This is a genomic window from Apibacter mensalis, from assembly GCF_001418685.1.
Taxonomy (GTDB): Bacteria; Bacteroidota; Bacteroidia; order Flavobacteriales; family Weeksellaceae; genus Apibacter; species Apibacter mensalis.
The window spans coordinates 59,227-71,791 of sequence record NZ_LIVM01000008.1 but is presented as its reverse complement, the minus strand read 5'-3'; the positions used below and the strand labels follow the sequence as shown (position 1 = coordinate 71,791).

Genomic DNA, 12,565 nt, shown 5'->3' with positions numbered 1-12,565 from the left:
TTAAGCAAATATTTAACCTAATTTTAGTTTAATAAGTTGAATAAAAATATTTATTACAAGCTAATGTTGAATATAGGAGTTTCTAGAGATGGATGAAAAATATTTAAGATTAAAAAAGGTTAATAAATCAAATTTATTAACCTTTATATTTTGACATAAAAATAAGTATTTAAACAATTATAAACTTTCTACGAATTGATTTCTAATTAATTTTTTATCTAATTTTCCTACACTGGTTTTGGGAATTTCTGAAACAAATTTTATATTTTGAGGTATAGCCCATTTACTTAATATTCCGGTTTCAGTATATTGTTTTAAGTAATTTTTTAATTCATCATGTGATAAAGTCATACCCGGTTTTAAAACGATACAAGCACAAGGCTTTTCACTCCATTTTTCATCCGGAATACCGATTACAGCGGTTTCAGCTACAGATTCATGGCTTGTAATAATATTTTCTAATTGAACGGAAGATATCCATTCACCGCCACTTTTAATTATATCTTTTATTCTATCCGTGATATTTATGGAATTATTGGAATTTATAGTGGCTACATCCCCTGTATGTAAATATCCTTCGTGCCATAATTCCATTGCTCTTTTTTCATCTTTATAATAGCCTTGAGTAAGCCATGGCGCACGAATAATAATTTCACCTTGCTCTATATCATTGTTTTGTACGGGTTTTCCTTGTTCATTAATAATTTTAACGGTTGTAAATAAAACAGGAGTACCGGTTCTTATTCTCATTTCAGACTGTTGATCAATATCGGAATTTTTATATTTCGGGTCTATATGAGTTAATGTTATGATAGGACAAGTTTCTGACATTCCATATCCTGACATAATATCAATATTTTTTTCCAAAGCACTTTTCGCTAACTTTTTAGTTAATGAAGCACCACCAATAATAACTTTCCATCCGTTAAAATCAATATTTTTAGTTTCATTGCTCTCTAAAATCATTTGTAAGATGGTCGGTACACAGTGAGAAAATGTTGGTTTTTCTTTAGTGAATATATCGATAAATCCATTTAAATTAAATTTTCCGGGATATATTTGTTTTAAAGAAAATGTTGTAGCAACATAGGGAAATCCCCACGCATGTACATGAAACATGGGTGTTAACGGTAAATACACATCATTTGAGTTTATACGACAGGCAACAGATCCGGAAAAACCAAAACTGGCGGCAGTATTATATGTATGTAGTACTAATTGTCTATGGGTAAAATATACGCCTTTGGGATCGCCTGTTGTACCTGTAGTATAAAAAGTTGTTGCTACGGCATCTTCATCAAAATCCTCAAATTCATATTCATCAGAAGATTCAGCCATCAATTCTTCATATTCTCCATAAATATCTAAAATTTCAGAAGATACTTTAGTATCATCATCTTTACATATAATTAAATATTTTAAAGAAGGCATATTTCCGGCAAATTTTTCTAAAATAGGTAGAAAATCCGAATGTGCTATGATAACCAAATCTTCGGCATGATTAATAGTGTAATGAATTTGTTCTGCAGATAGTCTCCAATTGATCATATGGAGAACATTTCCGGTCATAGGTATAGCGAAGTATGATTCGAGATAACGGTGACTATCATAATCCATTACAGCAATAGTTTCTCCACCCTCTATTCCAAGGTTACTAAGCATATTGGCAAATCGTTGAACTCTTTTTTTGAATTCTCGATAATTATATCTAAAAACATCTTTATAAATAATTTCATTATCAGGATTTAAAGTGGTACAATAATCATATAATCCTTTAATGAGCAGAGGAGACTTATAGGCATTTTTTACAGAGTTAATTTTTTTAAATATCATCTTTATTTATTAAATATGCGCTAATTTACAAAATATAATATTTTATGCTAATGATTTTTTTAAATTTCTTGTTATTGTATTAGCATTTAATCCATTACATTATTCTAAATTAGTGTAATTTTGTTGGTGATAAGTTATAAATGTATGTTTTATTAAATTGGAATAAATATGTTTTATCAACATCATAAATCTATAGAAAATTTTGCATTAGAATATTTAGAATTATGTAATAAATTTCAGATTCTGGACATAGCAGATTTTAGAAAACAAGAATTACTCAAAAATAAGAATTTTTATCTTTTAGAAGCTTAAAGTGAGTGAAAAGAAAAATTTTAGTGATGTTTTTTTCTTAACTTAATATTGGAAATACAGACAGATGTTGTTAGTTCCTTATGAAAAATATAAATTCATAAGGTAGGAAGTATTAAATGATTATGTTTTATCGGGAGAAGTAGTGTTAATTCTTATAGCTTGGATATTTAATTGTTTCACATAATATATAAATAATTTTCCTAAATTATATCTTATTATGCGAATTAGAACTGATAGAAATGTATAATATATTTTAATCTTATTTTAAGAGTTGATAAGCTAATAAAGAAACCAAATAAGCTATACCCGTCATATAAAATAGTTGAATCGTCGGCCATTTCCAAGAGTTCGTTTCTTTTCTAACAACTGCTAAAGTACTGACGCATTGCATAGCAAAAGCATAAAATAATAAGATAGAGATTCCTGTAGCTAAATTGAATGTGGGTTTCATGGTATTATGGTTAATATCCTTTCTCATCAATTCTTTTAACTTAAGATTTTCACTTCCGTCATCCTCAAGGCTGTATATAGAGGCAATGGTTCCCACAAAAACTTCTCTTGCAGCAAATGATGAAAGAATACCAATATCTATTTTCCAATCATATCCTAAAGGTATGAAAACCGGTTCAATAGCTTTTCCAAAATGTCCTAAATAGGAATTTTCTAAAGTAACATCAGCAAGATAATTAGTTTTACCATTTTCTTCTAAGCTTCCGAATTTTCCTAATGCCCAAAGTATAACACTGAGAGCAACGATAATTTTACCAGCATTTGCAATAAAACTTAGTGACTTTTCGAATAAACCATAAAATACATTCCTCCAGAAAGGAATTTTATAATTCGGCATATCTAAAATAAGATAGCTTTTATAGTGAGATTTCATTAATTTATTGGCCAATGAAGCACTTATAAATACCATTATAACACCAAGTAAATACATGATCATCATAACAATTCCCTGTAAATTGAAAATACCGCTTCCTTTAGGGATAATTAAAGCTATAATTATGGAATATACCGGAAGACGAGCAGAGCAAGTTATAAAAGGGGTAACCAAAATAGTTATTAATCTTTCTTTTGAATTTTCAATATTTCGTGCTGACATAATGGCGGGTATAGCACATGCAGCTCCGGATAATAAAGGAACCACACTTTTTCCGTTCAATCCGACAGGTCTAAACCATCGATCCATTAAAAATACAACTCTTGCCATATAGCCGCTTTCTTCCATAATCAATAGAAAGAAAAATAAAATTGCAATTTGAGGAACAAAAACAGCAACACCGCTGATACCCGGAATAATACCTTGAGTTATGAGTTCTGATATAGGACCCTCAGGTAAAAAGGTTTCAAGAAATTCGCTAGTATTTGCAAAAAGAGTTTCGATCCAATCTTGGGGATAGCCTGACAAAAAAAATAATGCTTGAAAAATTAAAAACAAGATTGAAAAAAATAAAAAATATCCCCAAAAATGATGAGTGGCGATTTTATCAAATTTATTCGTAAAGGTTTGGTAGTTTGGATCTTTATATACAACTTTTTCAACAAGATCATCAATTTGCCGATGCCTTAGAATAGTTTCTTTAAGTTGAAGTCTTTTAGGTGTCAGCTTGTATTTTTTTACAATTTCCGTGACCTTTTCACGATATACAAGAGGAATATTGCTTGTTTTAGTTTGGGCTAGGAAAAGCCAAGCAAGGTAATCATCAATCTTGAATAGATTTGTTAATTCTTTTACAGCCTCTTTAAATTCGCTGGGATATTGAAAGGTTTTTAGCGATTCATTGATAAAGCCATTATTTATTGTTTCTTTCAACAGATCAATTCCTTTACCTTTTCTGGAACTAACTAATACTACCGGAGTATGAAAATAATCAGCCAAATTTTTTTCTCGAATTAAAATTCCTTCTTTTTCAATATTATCAATCTGGTTGATAACTAGTATAGTAGGAATTTTTAAATCTTTTATTTGTTCATACAGAAATAAACTTCTTTTCATATTATGAACATCGGCCACTACTATAATAATATCGGGATAATAAGAATTATCAGGGTTGGTAAGAATAGTCAATACAACCTCCTCATCAGCAGATGAGGGGCAAAGACTGTATATCCCCGGAAGGTCTATAAGTCTATAGTCAGTATCTTTATATGTAAACTTACCTTCTTTTTTTTCAACGGTAATTCCAGGATAGTTTCCGGTTTTTTGATGCAGTCCGCTTAATTGATTAAAAAGTGTAGTTTTTCCGGCATTTGGATTTCCTATGAGAGCAATAGTTTTACTAATCATCGTTTTTCTATTGCATTTCAATCAATATATAATCGGCTTCTTCCTTACGTAACATTACAGTGCTTTTCTCTTTACCATACTCAATAAATAGAGGACCATTCCAAGGTGCCTGACGCTTCAATTTGACAAAAACACCAGGAACAATTCCCATTTCTAAAATTTTAGTGGGTATGTCTTCTTCAGAAAATCCTATAACTTTTGCTTCTTGAGTAGGTTTTAAAAATGAAAGAGATTTATGGGTAAGCATGATTTTATAACTAAACACCTTAATTATTCTTTGGCAAATATATGAATTATTTGTATTTAATCTAAATAAAATATAAAATTATTTAATAAATCAAATTACAGACAATTTGTAAAATATAGTTACAGTAAAATCTTAAGATATATTATTAAATTAAAAATTAAAGAAATAGAAATTTATAATTTTATTAAAAATCATATAGTTTTGCTTTACTTTGACATTTATAATTATGAGAAAACCAGTATTTATGTTCTTTATTATAACATCTATTATAATGCAAGGAGGAGGGTTCAGAGTATCGCTTCAAGGAGCAAGACAGGCTGCTATGGCACATACCAGTGCTCATACAAGAGATGCAAGTATAGCTTTCTTTAATCCGGCAGGTATTTCATTTATTCCTTCAAAATTAAGTATTGCAGCGGGAACTTTTATAATATTGGGAAATGCTGATTTTCAAAATAAACCTACTTTATACAGGACCAAAACGGATAATCCGGTTAGCACTCCCTCCATGTTTAATATAGCTTATAAAGCTACCGATAAACTATCCGTCGCTTTTAGCTTCACTACTCCGTTTGGTAGTGGAGTTGACTGGGGACAAAATTGGGAAGGTAAAGATTTAATAACTAAAATTACCATCCGGTCGTATTACTTTCAACCTACAGTAGCCTATCGTTTAAATGATTGGTTTAGCATCGGTGCAGGATATATATATGCATTAGGAAGTGTAAATTTGCAAAAAGCTATATCGTCAGTAGACGGAAGAATGAAATTGGTTGATAAAAATGCCACCGGAAATGGTTATAATGTAGGTATGTATTTCAAACCGATTAAAGATCTTGATGTAAGTATAGCCTATCGCTCCAATATTGATATTCATGCTGTCAATGGGAAAGCCCGATTTTATTTGCCTGAATCATTAGTTGGAAGTGAATCATTTCCTACGGAAAATGATAATTTTAACGCAAGATTACCTTTAGCTTCTGAAATTACATTCGGAGTAACCTACAGACTTCTACCTCAATGGACGATTTCTACAGACTTAAATATTTCCGGTTGGAATAAATATAAAGCTTTAACGTTAGATTTCCGTCAAAATAAAGTCGGTAACGATCCAAACGATCCTACCATATCCACCACCCCTAAAAATTTACATAACACTCATACATTTAGGATCGGTTCAGAATATTCCGTGTCGGATAAATTAGACCTTCGTATAGGCTATTACTATGATCCTTCGCCGATCAGCAAAGATTATTGGAGTCCCGAAATGCCTAGTACTGATAATAATGCAATTACAGGAGGTGTCGGATATAAATTCTTACATGATAAATTAATGCTCGATTTGACGGGGATGTATTATATAGGTAATTCAAGAAAAGTAGTTAATAAATTTTATAATTTCAAAGGAGATGTCAAATTGCATAGCTTTATGTTCGGGTTGGGCTTAGCATGGAATCCTTTTTAAAATGCAAGATATGAGAAAATATATACTAACACTTTTGCTGGGGAATTGTTGTTTTTTCCTTTCATGCAATAATGATTTTAATGAGGATATAGATACTGAATTTAGCTCAGGCGATGCTGATTTTTCCAAATATGTAGCCTTAGGAGACGCGTTTACATCAGGGTTTAGAGATAATGCACTTTATGTAGCAGGACAAAAGGAATCATTTCCATTAATGATTGCTGAGCAAATGAAACGTTCGGGATGTAAAGATTTCAAAATTCCTTTTATGGCTGATGAATTAGGGGGAATCCCAAATGCTAAAGTTGATAATAAGAAAATATTGGTGGTAGCAGATGGCTCTCTTACTCCCATAACATCACCGGGTACAGGTACCACCACTCTCGCAAATATTTATTCAAAGGGAGCTTATCAAAATATGGGTATACCGGGTGCTAAATCATTTCATTTACTTGCGACCGGGTATGGAAATCCTGCTGATTTAGCTTCGAAAAAAGCAAATCCTTATTTTGTTCGTATTGCCTCCACAACCAATTCTACCGTATTAGAAGATGCAATGAGTCAAAGACCAACATTTTTTACTTTATGGATTGGGATTAATGATATTTTGAGTTACGCTACTTCAGGAGGAGACGGGTCTACCTTTATAACAGACATTTCAACGTTTCAAAATGCCTACACTAAATTAATTCAAACTCTTACTTCAAATTCGGCCAAGGGAGTAGTAGCTAATATTCCGGATGTGACCGATTTTCCTTATTTCAATAAAATTACTTCATTACCTTTCCAAGCCAATCAATTAACATCACAGCAAATAAAAAATTTAAACGAGTCCTATGAAGGTTACAATTCCGGCTTGGATCAAGCAAAAGCGAAAAATTTAATCACAAAGGATGAAGCTGAAATTAGAAGGATAGTCTTCTCAGAAGCAAAAGCTAATGGAGCAATAATAATAGATAAAGATCTTACTAATTTAGATAAGATGGGACTTCCTTCTATAAGAATGTCAACAACAAAAGATTTATTTCTGTTATCAGTGGCCTCCATTTTAAAAACAGGAGGAGGAACGTCAAAACCGATAGAGGATCAATATGTTTTGACCGATAAGGAAATTGGAAATATCCAAGAAGCTACACAAGCATATAATGCTATTATTGAAAATATAGCGAAACAATATAATCTGGCATTTGTTGATATAAAATCATTAATTAAAAATTTAAAAACTAAAAACGGAATTCTCTACAATGGAGTAAGTTATACAAATATATTTATAACAGGAGGATTTTTTTCTTTAGATGGAATACATCCAACCGGAAGAGGGTATGCTTTAATAGCTAATGAATTTATTAAAAGTATAAACCATAAATTTAAATCGAATCTTCCTTCGGTTAATCCAAATCTGTATCAATCTGTTAAATTTCCATAAAGATAAAGTTATTATTTAATAAAGTTGAATGAAATTTGTTGAGTTTTATTAGGGTATGATTAAAAAAATTATAACTTTGCAGTACTCGTTTTCAGAAATATTTTTTAACACATTAAAATGATTCAATCAGTCCATATTTTCTCGACTAGAGAAAGTGTTTCTTTAGCAGAAAAAATATCACAAAGTTATGGAATGCCCCTAGGAAAAATGAGTTTCTTTGATTTTAGTGATGGTGAATACCAACCCTGTTTAGAAGAATCGGTAAGAGGTTCCCGAGTCTTTATTATAGGATCAACCTTTCCCCCGGCAGATAATTTGATGGAAATGTTGTTGATGATAGATGCAGCTAAAAGAGCATCTGCAGATAAAATAACAGCAGTAATTCCTTATTTTGGTTTAGCACGTCAAGACAGAAAAGATAAACCTCGCGTTCCGATAGGCGCAAAGTTGGTCGCTAATTTATTAACTGCTGCTGGTGCAACACGTGTAATGACAATGGATTTACATGCAGATCAAATACAAGGATTTTTCGAAATTCCGGTAGATCATTTATTTGCCTCTGCTATATTTATTAATTATGTTAAGTCACTAAAATTAGACAACTTAACGATTGCTTCTCCGGATATGGGGGGAGCTAAAAGAGCGAGAACCTATGCCGGATATTTAGATGCTGACGTGGTAATTTGTTATAAGGAGAGAAAAAAAGCCAATAATGTCGATTATATGACTTTAATTGGAGATGTAAGAGGTAGGAATGTAATTTTAGTAGACGATATGATTGATACTGCGGGAACCTTAACCAAAGCGGCTGATATATTAATGGAGGCAGGAGCAACAAGCGTACGAGCAATGGCAACACATGCTATTTTTTCAGGAGCTGCTTATGATAGAATTAATGATTCTAAATTGGAGGAAGTGATTGTAACTGATTCAATTCCTTTAAAAAATAATTTGGTAAGTAAAATAAAAGTGTTATCTTGCGCCCCTTTGTTTGGAGAAGTGATGAACTTAGTACATAACAGAGAATCAATAAGTAAAAAATTTATAATGTAATATTATATGAAATCAATTACAATTCAAGGAGAAAAAAGAGAAAGCGTAGGTAAAAATTCATCAAAAGCCTTACGTAATGCTGAAAAAGTTCCTTGTGTTGTTTATGGAGAAAAAAATGTAATCCATTTTTCTACTAAAGAAAGAAGCTTTACTAATTTAGTTTATACTCCTGAAGCACACACAGTTACTTTAGAAATAGATGGAGAAAAGATTGACGCTATTTTGCAAGATCTACAATTTCATCCGGTAACAGATAAGATTATCCATGCTGATTTTTATCAAATAAATCCGGAAAAATTTGTTACTATGGAAGTTCCTGTGGTAATTACAGGTAGAGCAAAAGGAGTTGTTAGAGGTGGTGTATTGCGTGTTAATTTAAGAAAACTTAGAGTAAAAGCACTTCCTGCAAATTTACCTGATGAGATTGTTATAGATGTAACTACTTTAGATGTAGGTAATAAATTTGAGGTGTCTAAAGTTGAAGTAAATGATTATCAAATATTGCATCCGGCAAATACAGTTATTGCAGCTGTAAAAACATCAAGAAATGTTAAAGCTGCTTCCACAGATGATGAATCAGAAAACTAATAATTTTAATATAGTTTTCGAATTAATAAGAATATATAATTTTTATATAAATCAAAATAAAAGCTGTTCAAAACGGACAGCTTTTATTTTTGGTGAAAAAATTATTTTATAAAGGGACTGATTAGTTCAATTTTAAAATGAGATTTCAGTAATTAATTTTTTAAGACTTGTTTATCTTTATTCCTTGCAAGCACAATTATTGAAATTATTCCCATTAAAATCATTAATACCATTTGTAAGGTGTGAGCAAGTATAGCATAAGAATAGCCTATTTCTTTACCTTCATCAATAGATTTTCCCCACTGTAAATATAAAGCCGCAAAGCCTATCATCATAGCAAGGTGAAAAGCACCTATACCACCCGATGCCGGCACTAACATGCCTAAGCTTCCTATGGATAAAATATAAAACCCTGTTTGTACAGGTATGGAAGAAGTTTCGGGTAAAGCAAAAACTACAAGATAAGATGCAAAAAAATAACATATCCAAATTCCAAAGGATAGCAAAACAAATTTTATTCTCTGTTTTAATTTTAAGACAGAAGCCAATCCGTCAATAATTCCTTTTAAAAAAAGTAATATTTTTTTAGTAATGGATAATTTAAGTAATTTTTTTCTAAATATATAAAGTAGAATACTGCATAGTAAAATTACAGTAATCAATACATAGTAAATAGTATAATTTTGTTCAACGTTGTTAGATTCATTTTTACCAAGTAAATCAAAAAAAGATAGTAAAGTAGAATAGTTAAAAATTAAAGATAAGAGAATGAAAAATATCATAAAAAATAAATCGATAATTCTTTCAGTTACAACTGTTCCAAATGAATTGGTAAAGGGTACCTTTTCAACAGTTTGCAGAGCTGTTGCTCTACCAATTTCTCCCATTCTGGGTATTCCTAAGTTTAAAAAATACCCAAATGAAAGAGCCCATAAGGCGTTCGAGTTTTTGATTTTGTAGCCCATAGGCTCTAAAAGTAAATTCCATCTGATAGCTCTAAACCAGTAAGCTCCTAGACCGAAAAATGCAGCCATACTTATCCAAAAATAATTTGCTCTTTTAGCTGTGGAAATGGTTTTTTCAATAAAATTATCTCCTAAACTTTTAGACACTAAAAACATAAGTACAGAAGCAATTAGAATCGAAACGGTAATTGTAAGAATATTCTTAAATTTTTTATTCATAAAATTCAAATTATTCTATTTTATTATTTCTTTCATTCGGAAAGATGATGGTAGGTTGGAATTTTTTAGCTTCTTCAAATTCCATTAAAGCATAAGAAATAATTATAATGACATCCCCTTTTTGGACCTTTCTTGCTGCAGCGCCATTAAGTATTATATCTCCAGAACCTTTTTTACCTTTAATTATATAAGTTTCGAATCTTTCTCCGTTATTAATGTTTACAATACTAACCTTTTCACCGGTGATGACTCCGGCGGCATTCATCAGATCTTCATCAATGGTTATACTGCCTATATAATTTATATCTGCCCCGGTTACAGTTACTCTATGAATTTTTGACTTTAAAACTTCGATTAACATTTTTCTTTTTTATGATTTATACAGGTACAAATATATTATTTTTGTTATTATCTTATCTGAAGATTATCTATTAAACGTATATCTCCGGCAAACACAGCAATAAAAGCTCTGTAATGTTTAGAGATTTCAAAAGTTTGATTCATTTGCAAAGATTCTTCTTCTGTAACGGTAAAATACTCCAGCTTTAAATTTGAATTTAAATACAATCTTTCAATTTTAGATATTACTGTTTCCGGGGAATGATGTGAAGATAATTCTTTGGCTTTTAATAAAGATTGATATATAAATATAGATTTTTTCTTAAAATCGTCAGTAAGCCTCATATTACGTGAGCTCATAGCTAAACCATTTGATTCACGAACAATGGGCATTCCCACAATTTCGACAGGTAATTTTAAGGTTTTTACCATGTGACGTATAATTTGTAATTGTTGAAAATCTTTTTCACCAAAATAAGCTCTGGTAGGTTGTACTTGTAATAATAAGCGTTTTACAACCGTTGCCATTCCTTGGAAATGACCGGGGCGAAAAGATCCTTCCATAACTAAATCCAATCCATTCATCTTTATCGGTTCGCATTCCAATCCATTGGGATATAAATCTTCGACGCTTGGTAGATATAAGGCATCACAACCAATACTTTCCAATTTGGCTATGTCATCATTTTCTGTCCTAGGATACTTAATTAAATCAGCCTGATTATTAAACTGCGTAGGATTTACAAAAATACTCCCTATAGTATATTGATTATCTTCCATAGCTTTTTTAAACAGCGAAAGGTGCCCGTTATGCAGAGCTCCCATAGTGGGAACAAATCCTAATGTTAGTTTTTTAGCTTTGATATATTGGGTAAAATCATATAAATCTTTTCGGTTTCTTACTATTAACATACTGGTATTTTTAATGACAAACGTCATGGTTTATAGTGCAAACTTACTACAGTTTGATTAATTTTTTGTAACTTTGTTAAATTATAATCAGTCTACCAATTTATAATGAGTTCAAAAAGAATACTTCATGTTACTTCTGAATTAGTTCCATATTTTAATGAAAACCCCATTTCATCAGGAGTTTATAATTTAGCCAAACAGATGTTTGCACAAGGAAATGATGTTAGGATTTTTATGCCAAGATTTGGGCTGATAAATGAAAGAAGATTTCAACTTCACGAAGTAATCAGATTATCGGGAATGAATCTGATTATTAATGATTTAGATCAGCCGTTAGTTATTAAAGTTGCCTCTCTTCCGGGAGAAAGGATGCAAGTTTATTTCATTGAAAATCATGAATATTTCAAAAGAAAATCGCCATATAAAAATGAAGCTAATGAATGGTTTGAAGATAATGATGAAAGGGCTGTTTTTTTTACCAAGGGTGTTTTAGAAACTATTAAAAAATTAAATTGGATACCCGATATAATCCACTTGCATGGATGGATGGCCAGTTTTTTGCCAATTTATTTAAAAAACAATTATGCTAATGATGCGTTCTTTAGTGATATTAAAGTTATAACATCAGTTTATAATCAAGGAAGTAACGGAACTTTTAGCAATAATCTTAAAGCCATTTTAGAATTTGATAATATAGACACAAGTAAATTAAATTACTTAACCGATAATAAATACGTTAGTATTATCAAAGAAGCTATGGAAGGTTCAGATACTATTGTGAAAGGAGAAGAAGTTTTAATTGACGAATTGGAAGACATGTTCAAAGATTCAACTAATCCTAAATTTGATTTTATTCAAAATGAAGATGTCCAAGTAATTTATCAAGTTACTAGTGAAATAAAGATCCAAGAGTAAA

General features: G+C 30.9%; 11 protein-coding genes. 5 read left to right on the top strand and 6 right to left on the bottom strand.

Annotated features, from left to right (window positions below):
* Positions 1 to 177 precede the first annotated feature (177 nt).
* The 3 genes from ASC36_RS06855 to ASC36_RS06845 all read right to left on the bottom strand — a co-directional run bounded on the left by ASC36_RS06855 (position 178) and on the right by ASC36_RS06845 (position 4,682).
* Positions 178 to 1,833 (bottom strand): fatty acid--CoA ligase, encoded by a 1,656-nt coding sequence (locus tag ASC36_RS06855; protein WP_055425753.1) that lies wholly within the window; start codon positions 1,831 to 1,833, stop codon positions 178 to 180.
* A 571-nt stretch (positions 1,834 to 2,404) separates the two neighbouring features.
* A complete protein-coding gene (gene feoB / locus ASC36_RS06850; protein ID WP_055425752.1) occupies positions 2,405 to 4,435 on the bottom strand; it encodes a ferrous iron transport protein B in 2,031 nt (676 codons plus the stop codon).
* A gap of 7 nt (positions 4,436 to 4,442) precedes the next feature.
* The gene (locus ASC36_RS06845; RefSeq protein WP_055425751.1) at positions 4,443 to 4,682 is read right to left on the bottom strand and encodes a FeoA family protein; all 240 of its coding nucleotides are present in this window, start codon (positions 4,680 to 4,682) and stop codon (positions 4,443 to 4,445) included.
* A 226-nt stretch (positions 4,683 to 4,908) separates the two neighbouring features.
* Between ASC36_RS06845 and ASC36_RS06840 the strand changes: the two genes are divergently transcribed.
* The 4 genes from ASC36_RS06840 (at position 4,909) to ASC36_RS06825 (ending at position 9,214) form a co-directional block, all read left to right on the top strand.
* Entirely contained in the window at positions 4,909 to 6,147 is a 1,239-nt protein-coding gene (locus ASC36_RS06840; RefSeq protein ID WP_055425750.1) for an OmpP1/FadL family transporter, read from the top strand.
* 10 nt (positions 6,148 to 6,157) lie between these two features.
* Positions 6,158 to 7,573, top strand: a complete 1,416-nt coding sequence (locus ASC36_RS06835; protein WP_073961239.1) for an SGNH/GDSL hydrolase family protein — start codon at positions 6,158 to 6,160, stop codon at positions 7,571 to 7,573.
* Between the two features lie 117 nt (positions 7,574 to 7,690).
* Positions 7,691 to 8,626 (top strand): ribose-phosphate pyrophosphokinase, encoded by a 936-nt coding sequence (locus tag ASC36_RS06830; protein ID WP_055425748.1) that lies wholly within the window; start codon positions 7,691 to 7,693, stop codon positions 8,624 to 8,626.
* Between the two features lie 6 nt (positions 8,627 to 8,632).
* Positions 8,633 to 9,214: a 50S ribosomal protein L25/general stress protein Ctc gene (locus tag ASC36_RS06825; RefSeq protein ID WP_055425747.1), complete on the top strand. Its 582-nt coding sequence runs from the start codon at positions 8,633 to 8,635 to the stop codon at positions 9,212 to 9,214.
* Between the two features lie 152 nt (positions 9,215 to 9,366).
* Here the strand turns inward: ASC36_RS06825 and ASC36_RS06820 are convergent, their stop codons facing one another.
* The 3 genes from ASC36_RS06820 to panC are packed head-to-tail and all read right to left on the bottom strand — an operon-like array spanning position 9,367 to position 11,649.
* A complete protein-coding gene (locus ASC36_RS06820) occupies positions 9,367 to 10,398 on the bottom strand; it encodes a lysylphosphatidylglycerol synthase transmembrane domain-containing protein (protein ID WP_055425746.1) in 1,032 nt (343 codons plus the stop codon).
* 10 nt (positions 10,399 to 10,408) lie between these two features.
* Entirely contained in the window at positions 10,409 to 10,759 is a 351-nt protein-coding gene (gene panD, locus ASC36_RS06815) for an aspartate 1-decarboxylase (protein WP_055425745.1), read from the bottom strand.
* A 47-nt stretch (positions 10,760 to 10,806) separates the two neighbouring features.
* Positions 10,807 to 11,649, bottom strand: coding sequence for a pantoate--beta-alanine ligase (panC, locus tag ASC36_RS06810; RefSeq protein ID WP_055425744.1), 843 nt, complete (start codon positions 11,647 to 11,649; stop codon positions 10,807 to 10,809).
* A 105-nt stretch (positions 11,650 to 11,754) separates the two neighbouring features.
* Between panC and ASC36_RS06805 the strand changes: the two genes are divergently transcribed.
* Complete coding sequence (locus ASC36_RS06805) at positions 11,755 to 12,564, top strand: glycogen/starch synthase (RefSeq protein ID WP_055425743.1); 810 nt, start codon at positions 11,755 to 11,757, stop codon at positions 12,562 to 12,564.
* Position 12,565 lies beyond the last annotated feature (1 nt).

Bases quoted from the DNA above. Each gene is read 5' to 3' on its own strand.
- ASC36_RS06825 (WP_055425747.1), top strand. From the start codon at position 8,633: ATGAAATCAATTACAATTCAAGGAGAAAAAAGAGAAAGCGTAGGTAAA.
- ASC36_RS06835 (WP_073961239.1), top strand. From the start codon at position 6,158: ATGAGAAAATATATACTAACACTTTTGCTGGGGAATTGTTGTTTTTTC.
- ASC36_RS06830 (WP_055425748.1), top strand. From the start codon at position 7,691: ATGATTCAATCAGTCCATATTTTCTCGACTAGAGAAAGTGTTTCTTTA.
- ASC36_RS06820 (WP_055425746.1), bottom strand. From the start codon at position 10,398: ATGAATAAAAAATTTAAGAATATTCTTACAATTACCGTTTCGATTCTA.
- panD (WP_055425745.1), bottom strand. From the start codon at position 10,759: ATGTTAATCGAAGTTTTAAAGTCAAAAATTCATAGAGTAACTGTAACC.
- ASC36_RS06845 (WP_055425751.1), bottom strand. From the start codon at position 4,682: ATGCTTACCCATAAATCTCTTTCATTTTTAAAACCTACTCAAGAAGCA.
- panC (WP_055425744.1), bottom strand. From the start codon at position 11,649: ATGTTAATAGTAAGAAACCGAAAAGATTTATATGATTTTACCCAATAT.
- feoB (WP_055425752.1), bottom strand. From the start codon at position 4,435: ATGATTAGTAAAACTATTGCTCTCATAGGAAATCCAAATGCCGGAAAA.
- ASC36_RS06805 (WP_055425743.1), top strand. From the start codon at position 11,755: ATGAGTTCAAAAAGAATACTTCATGTTACTTCTGAATTAGTTCCATAT.
- ASC36_RS06855 (WP_055425753.1), bottom strand. From the start codon at position 1,833: ATGATATTTAAAAAAATTAACTCTGTAAAAAATGCCTATAAGTCTCCT.
- ASC36_RS06840 (WP_055425750.1), top strand. From the start codon at position 4,909: ATGAGAAAACCAGTATTTATGTTCTTTATTATAACATCTATTATAATG.